Consider the following 18,637-nt stretch of genomic DNA (forward strand, 5'->3'; position numbering starts at 1 on the left):
GTACTGCAGGGGGGACCCTGTGGGAGAGTAGGACACCGCCGAACAATTTTTGGGAGAACCCCCGCATCCTCGGATGCGGGGGTTTTCTGCGTTTAGGGTCTGAGGCATGCGTTATGACCTGGTCATCTTCGACAATGACGGCGTTCTCGTCGACAGCGAGCCGATCTCCAATCGGCACCTGGCGGCCTATCTGACCGAGCTCGGGCATCCCACGACGTACGAGGAGTCCATTCGGGACTACCTGGGATCCGCGATGCACCGGATTCACGAACTGATCGCGGAGCGTACGGGGCAACGGTTGCCGGGGGACTTCGACGACGTCTTCCACGCCCGCGTGTTCGCCGCGTTCGAGCGGGAGCTGAAGGCGGTGAGCGGGGCCGCCGAGGTGCTGGAGAAGCTGGCGGCGGACGGGGTGCCGTACTGTGTGGCCTCCTCGGGGAGTCATGAGCGGATCCGGGTGGGGCATCGGGTCGCCGGGCTGGGCCGGTGGTTCGACGACGGACGGATCTTCAGTTCGCAGGATGTCGGGCGGGGCAAGCCGGCGCCGGACCTCTTCCTGTACGCGGCCGAGCGGATGGGAGTCGCGCCGGAGCGCTGTGCGGTCGTCGAGGACAGTCCGCTGGGGGTGCGGGCGGCAGTGGCGGCCGGGATGGACGTGTACGGGTTCACCGCGATGACGCCGGCCGCCAAGCTGACCGGGGCCACGGGACTCTTCTCCGGCATGGGAGAGCTGGTCGGGCTGCTCGGCGCAGGCTGAGTGGCATGCAGCCCGGGGTGGTCGTTCGCCGCTCGACCTGACCGATACGGTGGCGGGCATGAGCGGTCGCGCACAGCTGATGTGGGACGAGGCAGTAACGGGCTATGACTTCGGTCCGGACCATCCGATGGACCCGGTCCGGCTGGTGCTGACCCGGGGACTGGTCGGGGCGTTCGGGCTCGACCGTGAGACGGACGTCGTGGCGGCGAAGGCGGCGGGGGAGTCGACGCTGCGCCTGGTCCACCGGCAGGACTACATCGCCGCGGTGAAGGCCGCGTCGGTGGACCCGGGGGCGGCCGACCCGTCGTACGGGCTGGGGACGCCGGACGATCCGGCGTTCGCCGGAATGCACGAGGTGTCGGCGCTCATCGCCGGGCAGTCGGTGGGGGCGGCGGAGGCCGTGTGGCGGGGCGAGGCGCTGCACGCGGTGAACTTCGCGGGCGGACTGCACCACGCGATGCCGGCGGCGGCGTCGGGGTTCTGCATCTACAACGACGCCTCGCTGGCCGTCGCGCGGTTGCTGGAGCTGGGGGCCGAGCGGGTGGCCTACGTGGATGTCGACGTGCACCACGGGGACGGGGTGCAGGCGGCGTTCTGGGAGGACCCGCGGGTCCTGACGATCTCGCTGCACGAGCATCCCCGGACCCTGTTCCCGCAGACCGGCTGGCCGGAGGAGACGGGGCCGGAGGGGGCCGCGGCGGGCTCGGCGGTGAACGTGGCGTTGCCGGCGGGGACGGGGGACGCCGGCTGGTTGCGGGCGTTCCACGCGGTGGTGCCGGAGCTGCTGGCCGACTTCCGGCCGCAGGTACTGGTGACCCAGCACGGGGCCGACACGCATGTCGAGGATCCGCTGGCGCATCTGGCGGTCTCCCTGGACGCGCAGCGGGCGGTGCAGATCGCCTGCCACGAGCTGGCGCACGAGTACGCCGAGGGGCGGTGGGTCGCGCTGGGCGGGGGCGGTTACGCCGTGGTGGATGTGGTGCCGCGGTCCTGGACCCATCTCGTGGCGGTCGCGGCGGGGCGCGAGGTGGCGCCCGAGGCGATGATCCCCGAGGGGTGGCGCCAGGAGGTGTTCGCCCGGACCCGGCAGCTGGCGCCCGCGCGGATGACGGACGGGCGGTGGCCGGTGTCGTGGAAGGACTGGGAGGCCGGGTACGACCCGGCGGATCGGCTGGACCAGGCGGTGCTGGCGACCCGCCGGGCCGCGTATCCGCTGCGGGGGCTGCTGCCGTAGGCGCTGTCTCCCTTTTCCCGTCCGCCCCAGCACGTCATTACGCCAACCGAGCCCCGTTCCCGGATTCCCGCCCCGCCCCCGCCCCCGCATCCGTCACCATCCCCCCATGCCCACCCCCACCGCTCCCCGAGCGTGCCTGCGGGCCCACCTCCTGGCCGCCGGGCTGGCCGGGCCCGTCGCCACCACCCGGGAGGAGAGCCTGCGCAGTTATCGGGCCTTCGCGGCTCGCGATCCCCGGCTGCTGATCGGAATCGATCCCGAACAAGCCTGGTCGGAGCGAGATTTGATCGGGTTGATGGCGGACAGGTGTGGGGTATCGGGTGATCCGAGGTGCGTATCTGGTCAGGATGTGATCGACCCGGAGCTGACGCTCGATGCGCTGGAGGCGTTCTCCGAGCGGCTCGCCATGGTCGCGGAGCATGCCGCTCCCGTGTTGCTCGGGACCGGTCACCCGCACCGGCTGCTCGGTTTCTACGGCGCCTTGGCGGACGCCTTGTCGGCGGCCGGATGTGCCGTCCTCACTCCAGCGAAGGGTCGCTCTGTCGACATAACGACTAGGTTCGGCCTACGCACGTACATCCTTGACTACGTACGAGGCGTCGCCCTGGTGCGGGAACCCGGCGCGTCCGGCTCCGGTTGTGCGACCGGCGCACACACCCATTCCCCGCTCCCGGTCCGTACCGTTCTGGACGCGGCCGCCGAGGCCGGCGGCCCCCTCCCGGAGCTGGTCATCGGGGACCACGGATGGGTCTGCGGCGCAGGTCAGCTGGGGTTCGAGGCCATCGGCCTGGCCGACACCGACGACCCCGCGCCGTTCGTCGGCGAGGCCGAGGGGCGAGTGTCCGTGGTCGTTCCGCTTGATGACGCCGCGCGGTCCGCTTACTACCGGCCGCTGACCCGCTACGTACTCAATCGGGCGTGTCTGTCACAGTAGGCCGCCGATGGGTGCACCTCTTCCCCACTTGCATCACCCGCCCCTAGTCTGGGGAGTGAGCACGCAGCGACGAAGAGTCACCGGAAGGGGAAGCCGGTGGCCGTCGAGTCGAGTGCGGAAGGTTCAGGTGTGTCATGGCTGCAGCTGGAGACCAGAGGCCTCTGAGCGAGGTCCAGTTCCTTACCGTGGCGGAGGTCGCCTCGGTGATGCGAGTGTCGAAGATGACCGTGTACCGCTTGGTGCACAGCGGTCATCTGCCCGCGATCCGGGTGGGGCGGTCCTTCCGCGTCCCCGAGAACGCGGTTCACGAGTACCTCCGCGACAGCTATGTGGGGGTGGAATCGGCCTGACGGCGCGCGCAGGGGAGACCGGACACAGGGCACTTCCGTTCTCCCCGTGCACCTCGATTACGACCTCAGCGCTCGGGCGGGTAGGCTAGCCCCTCGTAGGTCGTGTGGGCCCATGGCGCCCAAACACCGAGTGATGAGAAGTGAGCGAGGGTAGTCGTGGGCTCTGTTATCAAGAAGCGGCGCAAGCGGATGGCCAAGAAGAAGCACCGCAAGCTGCTCAAGCGCACGCGCGTTCAGCGTCGTAACAAGAAGTAACGACGCGCGGACGCCGAGGCGGCGTTGCTGTGGCCCCCCACTCTTGCGGTGGGGGGCCACAGGCGTTCCCGCGGTCCCGCGACCGTGTTCTCCCGTCACCTGGTGCAGCGGGCGGTCGTCACAGCGCGACGGCGAACCGCTAGGTTGGCCGCTGACGGGAACTCGGCAGCGGTACGAGGGCTGGAAGGAAGGCACGGATCGTGGGCAAGGTCGTGCTCGTGACCGGAGTGGCCCGCCAGCTGGGCGGCCGGTTCGTCCGACGGATCCAGCGGGACCCGGACGTGGAACGGGTCGTCGCCGTCGACGCGGTCCCGCCCGAGCACCACCTGGGCGGCGCGGACTTCATACGGGCCGACATCCGGCAGCCCACCATCGCGCGCGTGCTGGCCGAGACGGCCGCCGACACGGTCGTCCACATGGACGTCACCGCCACCGCGCTGGGCAGCGGCAGCCGGACCACGGTCAAGGAGACCAACGTCATCGGGACGATGCAGCTGCTCGGCGCCTGCCAGAAGTCCCCGACCGTACGCCGGCTGGTGGTGAAGTCCAGCACGAACGTCTACGGTTCGGCGCCCCGCGACCCGGCCGTGTTCGTCGAGACCACCTCGCCCAAGTCGCTGCCCAGCGGCGGCTTCGCCAAGGACACGGTGGAGGTCGAGGGGTACGTGCGCGGGTTCGCGCGCCGCCGGCCGGACGTGGCGGTGTGCGTGCTGCGGTTCGCCAACATCCTGGGCCCGAGCGCCGACTCGCCGCTCGCCTCGTACTTCTCGCTGCCGGTGCTGCCCACGGTGTTCGGCTACGACCCCCGGCTGCAGTTCGCGCACGAGGACGACGTGATCGAGGTGCTGCGGACGGCCTCGCACGAGCCGCGCCGGGGCACCCTGAACAGCGGCACCTTCAACATCGCCGGCGACGGCGTCCTGCTGCTCAGCCAGTGCTCCCGGCGGCTCGGCCGCCCCACCGTGCCGCTGCTGCTGCCTGCCGTGACGTGGGCCGGCTCACTGGTGCGTACCCTGGGCATGACGGACTTCTCACCCGAGCAGATCCGACTGCTGACCCATGGCCGGGTGGTGGACACGACCCAGATGCGCGAGACGCTGGGATTCCAGCCGAAGTACACCACCGCGGAGACGTTCGCGGACTTCGCGCGCAGCCGCGGTCCCGGACTTCTGCCGCCCGAGGCCCTTGCGGGGGCCGTCGACCGGATCGCCGCGCTGCCCGTCGCCGGCGGCGGCCACCCCCCGACGCAGAGCGCCAACTGAGGAGCGCATCAACGATGGCGGACGCCAAGGTCATTCCGTTCGACGACGACCGGTCCCGCGGGAACGCCGTACAGCGGCCGTCGCGGCGTGGCCGGAGCGGGGGGAACCGGCGGCCCGGCGGGGAGTCCGCGCGGGTCCGTGACAAGAACGAGGGGGGCGAGGTCCAGCCCCTGCCCGGCCGCACGCGTGCGCCGGGCGACGTACCCGTGCCCCATGAGGATCAGGTCCACGACGATCAGGTCCACGAGGAAGAGGTGGCGGGCGGGGGCGAGCGGCGGCAGCCCCTGGACGAGGGCGGTCTGGACAAGCGCGTCGCCGCCGGTCTCGCCTTTCTGCGCCGCCGCCTCACCGGCGACTACGAGGTCGACGACTTCGGCTACGACGCCGAGCTCACCGACCAGGTGCTGATGTCCCTGCTGCGCCCGGTGTACGAGAAGTACTTCCGGGTCGAGGTGAAGGGCGTCGAGAACATCCCCTCCGAGGGTGGCGCCCTGATCGTCGCCAACCACTCCGGCACGCTCCCGCTGGACGGCCTGATGATGCAGGTCGCCGTGCACGACCACCATCCGGCCGGCCGTCACCTGCGGCTGCTCGCCGCCGACCTGGTCTTCGTCCTGCCGGTCGTCAACGAACTCGCCCGCAAGCTCGGCCACACCCTGGCCTGCGCGGAGGACGCCGAGCGCCTCCTCGGGCAGGGGGAACTGGTCGGGGTGATGCCGGAGGGCTTCAAGGGCATCGGCAAGCCCTTCAGCGAGCGCTACAAGCTCCAGCGCTTCGGCCGCGGCGGCTTCGTCTCCACCGCGCTGCGCCAGGGCACCCCGATCGTCCCGTGCTCGATCGTCGGGGCGGAGGAGATCTACCCGATGCTGGGCAACGCGAAGACCCTGGCGCGTCTGCTGGGCTTCCCGTACTTCCCGCTGACCCCGACCTTCCCGTGGCTGGGCCCGCTCGGCGCGATCCCGCTGCCCACCAAGTGGACGATCCAGTTCGGCGAGCCGATCCCCACGGACGGTTATCCGCTGGAGGCGGTCGACGACCCGGTGCTGATGTTCAACCTGACCGACCAGGTCAGGGAGCAGATCCAGCACACCCTGTACAAGCTGCTGGTACAGCGCCGCTCGGTGTTCTTCTGACCGCGTACGTACGGGACCGCGTACGTACGCCGGCGGGGGCACCCCTGGTGTGGGGTGCCCCCGCCGGCGTCGTGCTCGGGCGTCCTGCCCGGTGTCCTACTCGGCGTCCTCGGTGTCGAGGCCGAGTCCGGGGAGCAGCCCCGGGAGCAGCGGCGGGACGGTGACGTCGGGCTCGGCCGTCGGTGGCCTGCTCTGCGACGGGGAGGCGCTGCCGATGTCCTTCGGCGGGTCGAGCAGGCCGCCCGTGTCGCCGCCGAGCAGGCCGTCGGTCTCGTCGCCGGACTCGGCCGAGCGGCTCGGGCCGCCGCCGCTGCCGGTGTCGGTGCCGTCGTCGAAGGAGCCGCCGCCGCTGCTGGGGGCCGTCGAGCCGCGACCGGACTCGGTGGCACCCGTGGCCGGCCCGCTGCCGGGGCCGCGCCGCCCGCCGTCCTCGCTGCCGCCGCCCTGGGCGGGGGGCCGCGGGAGCAGGGACTGCAGCGGGGCGACTTCCTGGTCTATGGCGGCGAACACCGACGAGACCTGCTCACTGACGTCCCCGAGCTGCACCGGAAGCCGCTCGCGCAGGGCACCCCAGGCGTCGCGGTGCGAGTGGGAGAAGGCGGAGAGGGCCTGGATCGGGCCCAGTGAGCCGGGGTCGCGCTCGTACGCGGCGGTCAGCAGCCGGTGGCCCTCGGAGGCGTCGTGCGTCATACCGGACAGGGCGCGGCGGATCTCGCCGAGCGACTCGTGGTCGAGGTGGCCGCCACGGCCGCGCTCCATCAGCCGGCGTGCTTCACTCAGGCGGGTGGACGCCTGGTCGAGGAACATCTGCCCGCGCTCGTCGTCCCCGTCCGCGAGGCCGCGTTTGAAGTCCTCGATGCCACGCTTGAGCCCGTACAGCGAGTCGCCGGGCAGGGCGTCCCCGCTGGCGGCGGCGACTCCGCCGAAGGCACTGGCGGCGACGCCCACGCTGAGCCCGCCGGCGGTGAGTCCCTTGGCCAGGCGTGTACGCGGACGGATCTTGCCCAGGGGGGCGGCCCGGTGAGCGCCCCGGCCGCGCGCGGAGCGCTGCTCGGGCACCGCGGGATCGGACGCCGCCCCGCCGCCCTCCCGCAGCATCGCCTCGAACTGGGCCACCAGTCGCGCCCGCTGGACGACCTTGACCTCGGGATCCAGTGCCGGCTTGGGCAACGCGCCGAGACCGGAAGCGAGGGCCAACAGGCGGCCCTGCTCCGTCGGTTGTCCCGCAGCAGCCGGGGGCGGCTCCTCGGACTGCTCGGCCGCCGGGCCCCGCTCGGACTGCTCCTCCAGGGCCTGGGCGAAGGCGTTCGCCCGCCGGTGCGCCGATACGTTCGCGATCACTGGCGGCACCTCCTCTCGTCATGACGGTCGACTCCCCAGGGGGTCCTGAGGGTTGCACGCCCCGGCCGCGACCACACGAGCGAGGGGTCGGAGTCGGCCAGGGGGTGACCACAGGGAGCCTGCATCCCGCACAACGAGCGGCGCGGCACTTGGGTTACGGACGGAGGAGGATCGGACGGCGAAGCCAACTGTCTTTCACTGTGGGTGAGTTGGTGAACGCGGAGCGTGGTCTCGGGTGCGGGGGCTCAGCGGGCGTCGTCGGGGAGGAGGCGGGCGAGGGTGCGTACGGCGCGGTACTGGAGGGTCTTGATGGCGCCCTCGTTCTTGCCCATCACGCGAGCGGTCTCGGCGACCGAGAGGCCCTGGAGGAAGCGGAGCGTCACGCACTCCTGCTGCTGGGGGTTGAGCCGCCGCACCGCGTCCAGCAGGGCGGCGTTGGAGAGCGACTCCAGTACCGAGTCCTCGGGCGAGCGCTCGACCTCGTTGGCGTCGAGCATCTCGCCGGTGGTCACTTCCAGCCGGAACCGACTGGACTTGAAATGGTCGGCGACCAGATTGCGCGCGATGGTGACCAGCCACGCACCGAAATCGCGCCCCTGCCAGGTGAACGTACCGATCCTGCGCAGCGCCCGCAGAAAGGTCTCGCTCGTCAGGTCCTCGGCGGTCGCCTTGCCGCCGACCCGGTAGTAGATGTACCGGTACACGGTGTCGCTGTACTGGTCGTAGAGCCGCCCGAACGCGTCGGCCTCGCCGGCCTGGGCGCGCTCCACCAGGTCCATCATCCGGGCGCTGTCGCTGTCGGCGGCCGGACGGCGTGCGGTGGCCCCTCCGGCCGAGCGGCCTCGTCTGCCGACCGCGGCGCCGCCGTCGGCCAGTGCGTAGCACGGGCCGATCGGCGCGGCGGCGGTGAATGCGGGGACGGCGTACGCGGTGGGGACGAAGCCGCGCAACAGGTCCAGGACCGTTGCGCGCAGCGTAGCCAGGCCCGAGGCGTCAACCCCGACGTGTGGGTACACGAGACTCCCAGAGGCAGAGCTTCCATCACGTGCAGTGCGGGACCTTTCACCCGTCGTAGCGACGAGAGGGGTACCGGTGTGCGTCTGAGGAGAATAACGCTTCGTACAGGCGCTGCTACGCCCAGTTGCTCAAATCATCGATTACGTCGCTTCCGTAACCGATTGGGCGCTGATCAAGTGCCGGAGAGTGATCACTTGTTGATCGTTCGGGTTCGACTTCGGGGTCGGTCCGGGGCGTGTTGTGCCCAGGTGCGGACGAGGTGACTGGACGGCCGGCGGTGTGGGTACGGGACCTCGATCGGCCGCCGTTCCGGGTGGGCCCTGCGGGGCCGCTGGGACGCGGGCGGGGGTGGCGCGCACGAGCGGGGTGTCGCGAGGGTGGCGCGCGGGCGGGGTGTCGCGGGGGCGTGGGCCGTGGTGGTGGGGGTGTCGCGGGGGCGTGGGCCGTGGTGGTGGGGGTGTCGCGGTCGCGTGGGGCCGGGTCCGCTACCGCCGCCGCCGGTGCAGCGCGATGGCCGCGGCGGTGCCCCCCGCCACGGCGCCGACCCCGGCCGCCGCCGGGATGCCGACCTTCGCCGCCTTGCGCCCGGTGCGGTAGTCCCGCAGCCGCCAGTCCATCTCCCGCGCGTATTTGCGCAGCTTGCTGTCGGGATTGATCGCGTAGGGGTGCCCCACCAGGGAGAGCATCGGGATGTCGTTGTGCGAGTCGCTGTACGCCGCGCAGCGCGAGAGGTCCAGAGTCTCGGCCACGGCCAGCGCGCGCACCGCCTCGGCCTTCGCCGGCCCGTGCAGCGGCTCGCCCACCAGCTTGCCCGTGTAGACGCCGTCCACCGACTCGGCCACGGTCCCCAGCGCGCCCGTCAGCCCCAGCCGCCGGGCGATCACCTGCGCGATCTCCACCGGTGCGGCCGTCACCAGCCACACCTTCTGCCCCGCGTCGAGGTGCGCCTGCGCCAGGGCCCGGGTCCCCGGCCAGATCCGCTCGGCCATGTACTCGTCGTAGATCTCCTCGCCGATCGACTGGAGCTCGGCCACCCGATGCCCCTTGACGATCGACAGCGCCGACTCGCGCACGTCCTGCATGTGGTCCGGGTCCTCGAACCCGGCCAGCCGGAACCACGCCTGCTGCCAGGCGAACTTGGCCAGGTCGCGGGTCTCGAAGAACCTCCGCTTGTACAGGCCCCGCCCGTAGTGGAAGAGCGCGGCGCCCTGCATCACGGTGTTGTCGAGGTCGAAGAACGCGGCGGCCTGCTCGTCGCCGCGCACGGGGAACTCCGGCTCCGCGCCGACGGGGGGGACGGAGGGGTCCTGTGTCTTGCGCGCGGCCTCCGCCGCGGCCTCGCCTGCCAACACGCTCCGCGCCGTGGCGGAGCGCCTACGGGGAGTGAGCCATCCGAGAGCGGCCATGGCGTGAGCATAGCCATTTCGTTCGGAGGTTCCGGAGTCGAGAGGTTGGGACGCCGTGAACTCTGCACGACCGTGTCGTTAAAGTCCCGCCCGCCGCGGGGCGAGAATGGCCCGTATGAGCCCGATTTTCCGCCGTAGGAAGCCCGTCGCGCCGCAGGATCGCCTGGTCACGCTGATCCGCAAGCCCGGCTGCCATCTGTGTGATGACGCACAGTCCGTGATCGAGAAGGTCTGTGCCGACCTCGGTGTGTCGTGGGAGCAGAAGGACATCACCGAGGACAAGGAACTCCATGAGGCGTACTGGGAACAGATTCCCGTCGTTCTGGTGAACGGGGAGCAGCACACGTTCTGGCGGGTGGACGAGGGGCGTCTGCGCAAGGCCCTCACCGAGTAGCGCCGCCGACGTGCGCGCCGGTCGCGTCCCGCGTGCGCGCTCGCCGGGTAAACGGGCGCTCGGACTGGCTTAGGATCGACGGCAACTGGTCTCGGGGGCGGGAACTTTTCAGGAGAGTGTTCGATTGTGGCCCCCCTCCCGCCCCCTCACGGAGTACGCGTGACCCCGGTCACGTTGGCCGGACAAATCGGACACCATCTTTGTGCACGCGTTCACAAAGACATAGCCTGCTTTCGACGGGGCGGTCCGGGGACGTATGACCGCCCACAGCCCCGCTCTACCCGCAGGAGCACCGTGGCAACTGGCCGAACTCACCGACCGGCGACCCGTAGCCGAGGGATTCCCGAGGCCACCGTCGCCCGTCTTCCGCTGTACCTCCGAGCCCTGACCGCGCTGTCGGAGCGCTCGGTACCCACGGTCTCGTCCGAGGAACTGGCGGCTGCGGCGGGGGTGAACTCCGCGAAGCTGCGCAAGGACTTCTCCTACCTCGGCTCCTACGGCACCCGGGGTGTCGGCTACGACGTCGAGTATCTCGTCTACCAGATCTCGCGCGAACTAGGCCTCACCCAGGACTGGCCGGTCGTGATCGTCGGTATCGGAAACCTGGGCGCCGCCCTCGCCAATTACGGCGGTTTCGCCTCCCGCGGCTTCCGGGTCGCCGCGCTCATCGACGCCGACCCGGCGCTCTCCGGCCGCTCGGTCGCCGGGATCCCCGTGCAGCACACCGACGACCTGGAGAAGATCATCCAGGACAACGGCGTGTCGATCGGCGTGATCGCGACCCCCGCGGGCGCCGCCCAGCAGGTGTGCGACCGGCTGGTCGCCGCCGGCGTCACCTCCATCCTGAACTTCGCGCCGACCGTGCTGTCCGTGCCGGACGGTGTCGACGTGCGCAAGGTGGACCTCTCCATCGAGTTGCAGATCCTCGCCTTCCACGAGCAGCGCAAGGCCGGCGAGGAGGCCGCGACCCCCGACGGCGGCGGCCCGGCCGCCGGCCCGCGCAAGGAGTCCGCCGACAAGGGGCCCGACGGGGACGTACCCGCCGTGATGCCGGCATGAGCCTGCTCGTCGTCGGACTGAGTCACCGCAGCGCCCCGGTCAGTGTGCTGGAGCGGGCCGCGCTGAGCGCGGACGCCCAGGTCAAGCTGGTCCAGGACACGGTCGCCGCCGAACCGGCCGCCGAGGCCGCGGTGCTCGCCACCTGCAACCGCATCGAGCTCTACGCCGACGTGGACAAGTTCCACGCCGGTGTCGCCGAGCTGTCCACGCTGCTGGCCCTGCACAGCGGGGTGGGCCTGGACGAGCTCACGCCGTATCTCTACGTGCACTACGAGGACCGGGCCGTCCACCACCTGTTCTCGGTGGCGTGCGGGCTGGACTCGATGGTCGTCGGCGAGGGGCAGATCCTCGGCCAGATCAAGGACGCCCTGGCCCGCGCGCAGGAGCTGCACACCGCCGGACGGCTGCTGAACGACCTGTTCCAGCAGGCGCTGCGGGTCGGCAAGCGCGCCCACACCGAGACCGGCATCGACCGGGCCGGGCAGTCCCTGGTCACCTTCGGGCTGGAGCAGCTGGCCTCCGGCGCGCCCGTGGAGAAGTGGGCGCGGGGCCGGCGGGCGCTGGTCATCGGCGCCGGTTCGATGTCCTCGCTGGCCGCCGCCACGCTGGCGCGGGCCGGCGTCGGCGAGGTCGTCATCGCCAACCGCACCTTCGACCGCGCCGAGCGCCTGGCACAGATACTGAACCAGGCCGGCGACACGGACGCGGTGGCCCGGGCGGTACCGATGGAGTCGGTACGGGCCGAGCTGACACGTGCCGACATCGCCGTCTCCTGCACCGGCGCCACCGGGCTCGTGCTGCCCGCCGAAGAGGTCGCCAACGCCGTCGAGGCCCGCGCCGGCCGCCCGGCGCGGGCCGAGCAGGGCGCCGGGGACACCGGGGAGGGCCGTACGGCACCGCGGGCGGACGCCCGGCGGACGCCGCTGCCGCCCACCTCGGTGGGGGCCGAGGACGGCTGCCCGCTGGACCTGGCCGCGCCCGGCTTCTCGGTGATGGGCGAGGCCGCCGTGGCCGGGCTGGACGCCGCGACGCTGGAGCAGCACGCCGCCTGGGCCGCCGGCAGCGCGGTCGAGCGGCGGGAGGCGGCGCGCCGGGTGCCCGAGGTGGAGCCCGAGCTGATCACCGCGCTGGCCGCGACCGTGGCCACCGCCGGCCGGATCCCCGAGCACCGCAGGCCGGAGCCGGTCGCCGAGCTGCCGCGGCCCGAGCCGGTCCTGTTCCTGCTCGACCTCGCGATGCCGCGGGACATCGACGCGGCCGTGCACCGGCTCGCCGGGGTGCGGCTGGTGGACATCGAGTCGCTGGCCGAGGCGTCCGCGGACGCCCCGATGGCGGCCGACGTCGACCAGGTCCGGCGTGTCGTCTCCGACGAGGTGGCGGCGTTCGGGGCCGCGCTGCGGGCCGCGCACATCACGCCGACCGTGGTCGCGCTGCGCGCCATGGCCGCCGACGTGGTGGCCGGCGAGATCGCCCGGCTGGACGGGCGGCTGCCCGGCCTGGACGACAAGCAGCGCAGCGAGATCCGGCAGGCCGTGCACCGGGTCGTCGACAAGCTCCTGCACGCGCCGACCGTACGGGTCAAGCAGCTCGCGGCCGAGCCCGGCGGCGCCGGGTACGCCGACGCGCTGCGGACCCTGTTCGACCTCGACCCCGAGACGGTGGCCTCCGTCTCCCGCGCCGAGGACAGCACCGAGAAGACCGCACAGAACCGAGGGCCGGCATGACTGAGAAGGCACTGAGGCTGGGAACCAGGCGCAGCAAGCTCGCCATGGCCCAGTCCGGGCAGGTGGCGGAAGCCGTGAGCCAGGTGACCGGACGGCCCGTCGAGCTCGTCGAGATCACCACGTACGGCGATGTCTCCCGTGAGCACCTCGCGCAGATCGGCGGCACCGGCGTGTTCGTCACCGCGCTGCGCGACGCGCTGCTGCGCGGGGAGGTCGACTTCGCGGTGCACTCGCTGAAGGACCTGCCGACCACGCAGCCCGAGGCGCTGGCGCTGGCCGCCGTGCCGCCGCGCGAGGACCCCCGGGACGTGATCGTCGCCCGGGACGCGCTGAAGCTCACCGACCTGCCGCGCGGGGCCCGCGTCGGCACCGGCTCGCCGCGCCGGATGGCGCAGCTGAACGCCTTCGCGCGCGGGCACGGGCTGGACATCGAGACGGTGCCGGTCCGCGGCAACGTCGACACCCGGATCGGGTACGTCCGCACGGGCGAGTTCGACGCCGTCGTCCTCGCCGCCGCCGGGCTGCACCGGATCGGCCGGATCGACGAGGTGACCGACTTCCTGTCGGTCGACACGGTTCTGCCCGCCCCCGGCCAGGGGGCCCTGGCGATCGAGTGCGCCGCGGACAACGCGGACCTCATCGCCGTGCTCGGCGAACTCGACGACCCGTTCACCCGGGCCGCCGTGACCGCCGAACGGTCCCTGCTCGCCGCCCTGGAGGCCGGTTGCAGCGCCCCTGTGGGCGCGCTCGCCGACCTTCTGGCCGACGGGCAGATTGTCAAGGAAATGCGCCTGCGGGGCGTCGTCGGCACGACCGACGGCACCCGGATGGTGCAGCTGTCCACCACCGGTCCCGTGCCCGAGACGCATGACCGGGCAGTCGCACTCGGCCGCGAACTCGCCGCCGAGATGCTCGCCCAGGGCGCGGCCGGTCTGATGGGGGAGCGAGCACAGTGAGCCCCACCACCCTTCCCGCCGCCGGTCCGGAACACGGGCACGTCACCTTCCTCGGTGCCGGACCCGGGGATCCGGGACTACTGACTTTGCGCGCCGTCGAGGCGCTGGCGAACGCCGACGTACTCGTCGCCGAGCACGAGGTGCTCGACGTGGTACGCACGCACGCCCGCCCGGGCGTCGCCGTCGTGAACACCGAACCGGGTCCTTCGTCGGACCTCGGTCCGGGCACAGGCACGCCCCAGCTGACGGTTGTTGACGGCACGTCAGCAACCGCTCAGGTCCCCGCGGTGAGGGATGCCGCACATCTTGTCATGGAGGCCGCGCGGGGCGGCAGGCGGGTCGTCCGTGCCGTGCCCGGGGACCCCGGACTCGACACGTACGCCGCCGAGGAGATGCTCGCCTGCGCCGCCGCGGGGGTGCCGTTCGAGGTGGTGCCCGGTGTCGCGGCCGCGGTCGGGGTGCCGGCGTACGCCGGTGTGCCGCTGCGTGACGCGCAGGGGGCGGACGTGCGGTTCGTGGACGCGCGGACCGCTTCCGGCCGGTGCTGGACGGAGGTCGGGGCGTCGGACGGGACGGTCGTCGTGTCGACCACGCTCGACTCCGTGGCCGCCGCCGCGGGCGAGCTGGTGTCCGCGGGGCGCAAGCCGGACACGCCGCTGACCGTGACGGTCGCGGGGACCACCACCCGGCAGCGGACGTGGACCGCCACGCTGGGGACGATCGCGCAGACGCTGAAGCAGGCCAAGGCGCTGCCCTCGCCCGAGGGCGGGCGGCCCGTGATAGCCGTGGTCGGGGAGCGTTCCGCCGCCGCTCAGCGTGAGCAGTTGTCGTGGTTCGAGTCCAAGCCGCTGTTCGGCTGGAAGGTGCTCGTGCCGCGGACCAAGGAGCAGGCGGCTTCGCTCTCCGACCAGCTGCGGTCGTACGGGGCCGTGCCGCACGAGGTGCCGACGATCGCCGTCGAGCCGCCGCGGACGCCCCAGCAGATGGAGCGGGCGGTCAAGGGGCTGGTCACCGGGCGGTACGAGTGGATCGCCTTCACCTCGGTGAACGCCGTGAAGGCCGTGCGGGAGAAGTTCGAGGAGTACGGGCTCGACGCGCGGGCCTTCGCGGGCATCAAGGTCGCCGCGGTGGGGGAGCAGACGGCGAAGGCGCTGGTGGCCTTCGGAGTGAAGCCGGATCTGGTGCCGAGCGGGGAGCAGTCGGCGGCGGGGCTGCTGGAGGACTGGCCGCCGTACGACCCCGTGTTCGACCCGATCGACCGGGTGTTCCTGCCGCGGGCCGACATCGCCACGGAGACGCTGGTGGCGGGGCTCATCGAGCTGGGGTGGGAGGTCGACGACGTCACGGCGTACCGGACCGTGCGGGCGTCGCCGCCGCCCGCGGAGACCCGGGAGGCGATCAAGGGCGGTGGGTTCGACGCCGTGCTGTTCACGTCGTCGTCCACGGTGCGGAACCTGGTCGGGATCGCCGGCAAGCCGCACAACGTGACCGTGATCGCGTGTATCGGGCCCGCGACGGCGAAGACCGCCGAGGAGCACGGGCTGCGGGTGGACGTGATGGCTCCGGAGCCGTCCGTGCACAAGCTGGCGGAGGCGCTGGCCGACTTCGGGGTGCGGCGGCGGGCCGCGGCGGTGGAGGCCGGGGATCCGGTGACGCGGCCGAGTGAGCGGCGGCCGGGGGCGCGGAGGCGGCGGTCGACGACGTGAGGTCCTGAGGGTGAGGTGGTGGCGGGGCGTGCCGTGACGGCGCGCCCCGCTGCCGCGTCACAGGGGTTCGTCAGCCTTGTGCGGCGTACGGCAGGAAGGTCGTCCAGGTGGCGGGGGTGAGGGCGAGACGGGGGCCGTGGGGGTCCTTGGAGTCGCGGACGTGGACGATCGCCAGAGCGGTGGCGACCTCGACGCAGGAGGGGCCGTCGTCCGAGCTGTGACTGCTCTTTATCCACTCCAGCTTGCCGTCGGCTCCGGCAGAAGGCTTGAGGGTCATGACTCTCCCAGCACTTTTTCGATGAAGGCCAGCGACTCTCGTGGTGTGAGAGCCTGCGCCCGGATGATCCCATAGCGCATGTCGAGGATCGTGGTCTCTTTCGGGTCGGTGATCACGCGGTTGGTGAGTTGGACTTCGTTCAGACCCACGGCCGTTCCGTCCTTGAGTTTGAGCAGTCGGAAGGGACCGCCGAGACCTGAGTTCTCCTCACGGTTCAGAGGCAACACCTGTAGGTCGACGTTCCGCAGCCGGGCCACTTCCGACAGCCGTTCGAGCTGATTGCGCATCACCATCTTGCCCCCGATCAAGCGGCGCAGCGTCGCCTCGCACAGCACGAAGCTGAGGAGCGGGCGAGCACTTGGGGCCCAAAGGATTTCTTGACGATCCAGCCGAGCAGCCACCCGCTGCTCCAACTCCTCTTCCGCGAACTGCGGTCGCCGAGAGCCGAACACCGCCCGCGCGTAGACCTCAATCTGCAACAGTCCGTCGATGACGGAGTTGTTGTAGGAGCAGATCTCGACCGCTTCCGCCTCCAGTCGCTTCACGTCCCGCACCTTCTTCGGGTACCGGACCTCCGCCACGTCCCGCTTGAGCGCCGCGATCTTGCCGCCCGCGCCACACACCTCGTCCGCCGCGTCCAAGTACTCCGGCCGGGGAATCCGCCGCCCCCGCTCCACCGAGGAGACCAGTTCCTCCCCGTATCCGATCGCCGCGCCGAACTCCGCCTGGGTGAGTCCGGCCGCCTCCCGCCACAGCTTCAGCTGCCGTACGACCGTCCGCATCACGGCCCCGGCCTCTTCGTCGTCCAGCCCCGCTTCCCACCCGCTCACGCTCGCCTCTCTCCGTCGCGCCCTTCCCCGTACCAACTCCGGCCGTCTGCCCTGGTCACCCCGGGCAGCCCGGACGGAATCCGGACACCTCACGGACAGCCACCGGTGGCACGGGTCGTCTGCCTTCACAAGCTACGCATGTGCGAACACCCTGAGTGACGTGAATCAGGAAATCACCGCACACCGAACCCCGCTCCACCAGTTCTCCGTGCCGCTCTCCGCCACCCGCCGGGGCGCCCGCCTCGCCCGTCTGCTGGCCACCGAGCAACTGCGTTCCTGGGGACTGCCGCTGGACCCGGCCCGGCTGATCGTGGCCGAACTCGCGGCGAACGCCGCCGTGCACGGTCGCGTGCGCGGCCGGAGTTTCCGGCTCGGCCTCACCGTCACAGCGCCCGCCGTCCTCCGTATCGAGGTCACCGACGCCCGGGGCGGGCAACTGCCCAGGCGGGCACGGACGGCCGCCGGGGCGGAGCCCACCGAGTCCGGTCACGGTCTGCTGCTGGTAGAGGAGCTGGCCGACCGCTGGGGCGTACGGACAGGCCCGGTGCCGTGCAAGACCGTGTGGGCGGAGCTGGACCTCGGCCGGTGACAGGTTCTCCGTCAGCCGCGTATGCCCGGGAGATGCTCTCCAGTACGGTCCAGCTCCAGTGGCGTCCGTGGACCACGCCGGTCGTCTCGGCGGTGATGCGGCATCCGGACATCACCGCGGTGGTCTCCTTGAGGGCGGGCGCGGCCATCGACGCCGCGCTTCGACGGTGATCGTGCCCGGCGCCCGATCGATGGGGGCGGGAAGACGAGGACCCCAACCCCGGCCGCCTGGTCCGACTCGGCGTCGGCAAAGGCAGGGGTGGGGCGGGCGTAGCGTAGACGGCATGACGACGTACGGATCCTTTCCTGGGGCGCGGCCCCGGCGGCTGCGGACCTCCCCCGTCATGCGGCGCATGGTCGCCGAGACCCGGCTGCATCCCGCCGACTTCATCCTGCCCGCGTTCGTACGGGAGGGCGTGGGCGAGCCGGTGCCGGTCGCCGCGATGCCGGGGGTCGTGCAGCACACCCGGGACAGTCTCAAGAAGGCCGCTGCCGAGGCGGTGGCCGCCGGGGTCTCCGGGATCATGCTGTTCGGGGTGCCGGAGGACGCGAAGAAGGACGCGGTCGGGACCCCTGGGACCGATCCGGACGGGATTCTGCAGGTCGCGATCCGGGACGTGCGGGCCGAGGTCGGGGACGAACTGCTGGTGATGTCCGATCTGTGTCTCGACGAGACCACCGATCACGGGCACTGCGGTGTGCTCGACGAGTTCGGGCGGGTCGACAACGACGCCACCCTGGAGCGGTACGCCGAGATGGCCCAGGTGCAGGCCGACGCGGGCGCCCATGTGGTCGGGCCCAGCGGGATGATGGACGGGCAGATCGGGGTCGTCCGGGACGCGCTCGACCAGATCGGGCGGGAAGATGTGGCCGTGCTGGCCTACACCGCCAAGTACGCGTCGGCGTTCTACGGCCCCTTCCGGGAGGCCGTCGCCTCCTCGTTGCAGGGGGACCGCAAGACGTACCAGCAGGACCCCGCCAACGCGCGGGAGTCGATGCGGGAGCTGGCCCTGGACCTGGAGGAGGGGGCCGACCTGGTGATGGTGAAGCCGGCCGGGCCCTATCTGGACATTCTGGCGCGGGTCGCGGACGCGGTGGACGTGCCGGTGGCCGCCTATCAGATCTCCGGTGAGTACTCGATGATCGAGGCCGCCGCCGAGAAGGGGTGGATCGACCGGGATCGGGCCATCCTGGAGACCCTGACCGGCATCAAGCGGGCCGGCGCGCGCAACATCCTCACCTACTGGGCCACCGAAGTGGCCCAGAAGCTGGTCAAGGGTTAGGAGGGGCCGGCCCCCGGCGTGTCCTGACCGCAGGGCGGACCGCGGACCGTCCGCGATGCGGCCCCGTGCCCGGCAGGCTTGGGTTCTAGCGGTCGTTGCAACACTGCCTGGCTCAGGTGGTGAGTAGATCA

At 71.7% G+C, this 18,637-nt stretch carries 20 protein-coding genes; 15 read left to right on the forward strand and 5 right to left on the reverse strand.

Going from position 1 to position 18,637, the window contains the following annotated elements:
- Positions 1-106: 106 nt before the first annotated feature.
- The 7 genes from ACFF45_RS33235 (at position 107) to ACFF45_RS33265 (ending at position 5,925) form a co-directional block, all read left to right on the forward strand.
- A complete protein-coding gene (locus tag ACFF45_RS33235) occupies positions 107-757 on the forward strand; it encodes an HAD family hydrolase (protein ID WP_381350666.1) in 651 nt (216 codons plus the stop codon).
- Positions 758-815: 58 nt separating this feature from the next.
- On the forward strand, positions 816-1,991 hold the full coding sequence (locus ACFF45_RS33240; RefSeq protein WP_381350667.1) for an acetoin utilization protein AcuC: 1,176 nt from the start codon (positions 816-818) through the stop codon (positions 1,989-1,991).
- A gap of 106 nt (positions 1,992-2,097) precedes the next feature.
- Complete coding sequence (locus ACFF45_RS33245) at positions 2,098-2,925, forward strand: phosphatase (protein ID WP_381350668.1); 828 nt, start codon at positions 2,098-2,100, stop codon at positions 2,923-2,925.
- Positions 2,926-3,059: 134 nt separating this feature from the next.
- Positions 3,060-3,275: a helix-turn-helix domain-containing protein gene (locus ACFF45_RS33250; RefSeq protein WP_381350669.1), complete on the forward strand. Its 216-nt coding sequence runs from the start codon at positions 3,060-3,062 to the stop codon at positions 3,273-3,275.
- A 156-nt stretch (positions 3,276-3,431) separates the two neighbouring features.
- Complete coding sequence (locus ACFF45_RS33255; RefSeq protein WP_003948845.1) at positions 3,432-3,530, forward strand: 30S ribosomal protein bS22; 99 nt, start codon at positions 3,432-3,434, stop codon at positions 3,528-3,530.
- 200 nt (positions 3,531-3,730) lie between these two features.
- Entirely contained in the window at positions 3,731-4,792 is a 1,062-nt protein-coding gene (locus ACFF45_RS33260) for an NAD-dependent epimerase/dehydratase family protein (protein ID WP_381350671.1), read from the forward strand.
- 14 nt (positions 4,793-4,806) lie between these two features.
- Positions 4,807-5,925 (forward strand): lysophospholipid acyltransferase family protein, encoded by a 1,119-nt coding sequence (locus ACFF45_RS33265; protein WP_381350673.1) that lies wholly within the window; start codon positions 4,807-4,809, stop codon positions 5,923-5,925.
- A 96-nt stretch (positions 5,926-6,021) separates the two neighbouring features.
- Here the strand turns inward: ACFF45_RS33265 and ACFF45_RS33270 are convergent, their stop codons facing one another.
- From ACFF45_RS33270 to ACFF45_RS33280, 3 genes are all read right to left on the reverse strand, one after another.
- Entirely contained in the window at positions 6,022-7,266 is a 1,245-nt protein-coding gene (locus ACFF45_RS33270) for a DUF5667 domain-containing protein (protein ID WP_381350675.1), read from the reverse strand.
- A gap of 245 nt (positions 7,267-7,511) precedes the next feature.
- Positions 7,512-8,282: an ECF subfamily RNA polymerase sigma factor, BldN family gene (locus ACFF45_RS33275; RefSeq protein ID WP_381350676.1), complete on the reverse strand. Its 771-nt coding sequence runs from the start codon at positions 8,280-8,282 to the stop codon at positions 7,512-7,514.
- A gap of 486 nt (positions 8,283-8,768) precedes the next feature.
- Positions 8,769-9,689 carry an HAD family hydrolase gene (locus ACFF45_RS33280; RefSeq protein ID WP_381350677.1) on the reverse strand — a complete coding sequence of 307 codons (921 nt, stop codon included), beginning with the start codon at positions 9,687-9,689 and terminating at the stop codon, positions 8,769-8,771.
- A 106-nt stretch (positions 9,690-9,795) separates the two neighbouring features.
- Here ACFF45_RS33280 and ACFF45_RS33285 point away from each other — a divergent pair, with 106 nt between their 5' ends.
- The 5 genes from ACFF45_RS33285 to ACFF45_RS33305 all read left to right on the forward strand — a co-directional run bounded on the left by ACFF45_RS33285 (position 9,796) and on the right by ACFF45_RS33305 (position 15,528).
- On the forward strand, positions 9,796-10,083 hold the full coding sequence (locus tag ACFF45_RS33285; protein ID WP_381350678.1) for a glutaredoxin family protein: 288 nt from the start codon (positions 9,796-9,798) through the stop codon (positions 10,081-10,083).
- Between the two features lie 294 nt (positions 10,084-10,377).
- A complete protein-coding gene (locus tag ACFF45_RS33290) occupies positions 10,378-11,142 on the forward strand; it encodes a redox-sensing transcriptional repressor Rex (protein ID WP_381350679.1) in 765 nt (254 codons plus the stop codon).
- Complete coding sequence (locus ACFF45_RS33295; RefSeq protein ID WP_381350680.1) at positions 11,139-12,866, forward strand: glutamyl-tRNA reductase; 1,728 nt, start codon at positions 11,139-11,141, stop codon at positions 12,864-12,866. The genes ACFF45_RS33290 and ACFF45_RS33295 overlap by 4 nt, the downstream gene beginning before the upstream one ends.
- Positions 12,863-13,822 carry a hydroxymethylbilane synthase gene (gene hemC, locus ACFF45_RS33300; protein ID WP_381350681.1) on the forward strand — a complete coding sequence of 320 codons (960 nt, stop codon included), beginning with the start codon at positions 12,863-12,865 and terminating at the stop codon, positions 13,820-13,822. The genes ACFF45_RS33295 and hemC overlap by 4 nt, the downstream gene beginning before the upstream one ends.
- On the forward strand, positions 13,819-15,528 hold the full coding sequence (locus ACFF45_RS33305) for a bifunctional uroporphyrinogen-III C-methyltransferase/uroporphyrinogen-III synthase (RefSeq protein WP_381350683.1): 1,710 nt from the start codon (positions 13,819-13,821) through the stop codon (positions 15,526-15,528). Before hemC ends, ACFF45_RS33305 begins: the two co-directional genes overlap by 4 nt.
- Positions 15,529-15,598: 70 nt before the next feature.
- On the opposite strand, the gene ACFF45_RS33310 is transcribed toward ACFF45_RS33305, so the two are convergent.
- Both ACFF45_RS33310 and ACFF45_RS33315 read right to left on the reverse strand, forming a co-directional pair.
- Positions 15,599-15,805, reverse strand: coding sequence for a DUF397 domain-containing protein (locus ACFF45_RS33310; RefSeq protein WP_381350685.1), 207 nt, complete (start codon positions 15,803-15,805; stop codon positions 15,599-15,601).
- A complete protein-coding gene (locus tag ACFF45_RS33315) occupies positions 15,802-16,635 on the reverse strand; it encodes a helix-turn-helix domain-containing protein (RefSeq protein ID WP_381350687.1) in 834 nt (277 codons plus the stop codon). The genes ACFF45_RS33310 and ACFF45_RS33315 overlap by 4 nt, the downstream gene beginning before the upstream one ends.
- Before the next feature lie 160 nt (positions 16,636-16,795).
- Between ACFF45_RS33315 and ACFF45_RS33320 the strand changes: the two genes are divergently transcribed.
- From ACFF45_RS33320 to hemB, 3 genes are all read left to right on the forward strand, one after another.
- Complete coding sequence (locus ACFF45_RS33320) at positions 16,796-17,224, forward strand: ATP-binding protein (protein WP_381350688.1); 429 nt, start codon at positions 16,796-16,798, stop codon at positions 17,222-17,224.
- Between the two features lie 32 nt (positions 17,225-17,256).
- The gene (locus ACFF45_RS33325; protein ID WP_381350690.1) at positions 17,257-17,394 is read left to right on the forward strand and encodes a hypothetical protein; all 138 of its coding nucleotides are present in this window, start codon (positions 17,257-17,259) and stop codon (positions 17,392-17,394) included.
- Between the two features lie 113 nt (positions 17,395-17,507).
- The gene (hemB, locus tag ACFF45_RS33330; protein WP_381350692.1) at positions 17,508-18,506 is read left to right on the forward strand and encodes a porphobilinogen synthase; all 999 of its coding nucleotides are present in this window, start codon (positions 17,508-17,510) and stop codon (positions 18,504-18,506) included.
- Positions 18,507-18,637: the final 131 nt, after the last annotated feature.

The sequence above is a fragment of the Streptomyces cinereospinus genome, assembly GCF_042430725.1.
Classification (GTDB): Bacteria; Actinomycetota; Actinomycetes; order Streptomycetales; family Streptomycetaceae; genus Streptomyces; species Streptomyces cinereospinus.

Coding starts and splice junctions, on each gene's coding strand:
- ACFF45_RS33235 (WP_381350666.1), top strand. CDS start 107: ATGCGTTATGACCTGGTCATCTTCGACAATGACGGCGTTCTCGTCGAC.
- ACFF45_RS33240 (WP_381350667.1), top strand. CDS start 816: ATGAGCGGTCGCGCACAGCTGATGTGGGACGAGGCAGTAACGGGCTAT.
- ACFF45_RS33245 (WP_381350668.1), top strand. CDS start 2,098: ATGCCCACCCCCACCGCTCCCCGAGCGTGCCTGCGGGCCCACCTCCTG.
- ACFF45_RS33250 (WP_381350669.1), top strand. CDS start 3,060: ATGGCTGCAGCTGGAGACCAGAGGCCTCTGAGCGAGGTCCAGTTCCTT.
- ACFF45_RS33265 (WP_381350673.1), top strand. CDS start 4,807: ATGGCGGACGCCAAGGTCATTCCGTTCGACGACGACCGGTCCCGCGGG.
- ACFF45_RS33280 (WP_381350677.1), bottom strand. CDS start 9,689: ATGGCCGCTCTCGGATGGCTCACTCCCCGTAGGCGCTCCGCCACGGCG.
- ACFF45_RS33285 (WP_381350678.1), top strand. CDS start 9,796: ATGGCCCGTATGAGCCCGATTTTCCGCCGTAGGAAGCCCGTCGCGCCG.
- ACFF45_RS33295 (WP_381350680.1), top strand. CDS start 11,139: ATGAGCCTGCTCGTCGTCGGACTGAGTCACCGCAGCGCCCCGGTCAGT.
- hemC (WP_381350681.1), top strand. CDS start 12,863: ATGACTGAGAAGGCACTGAGGCTGGGAACCAGGCGCAGCAAGCTCGCC.
- ACFF45_RS33310 (WP_381350685.1), bottom strand. CDS start 15,805: ATGACCCTCAAGCCTTCTGCCGGAGCCGACGGCAAGCTGGAGTGGATA.
- ACFF45_RS33325 (WP_381350690.1), top strand. CDS start 17,257: ATGCTCTCCAGTACGGTCCAGCTCCAGTGGCGTCCGTGGACCACGCCG.
- hemB (WP_381350692.1), top strand. CDS start 17,508: ATGACGACGTACGGATCCTTTCCTGGGGCGCGGCCCCGGCGGCTGCGG.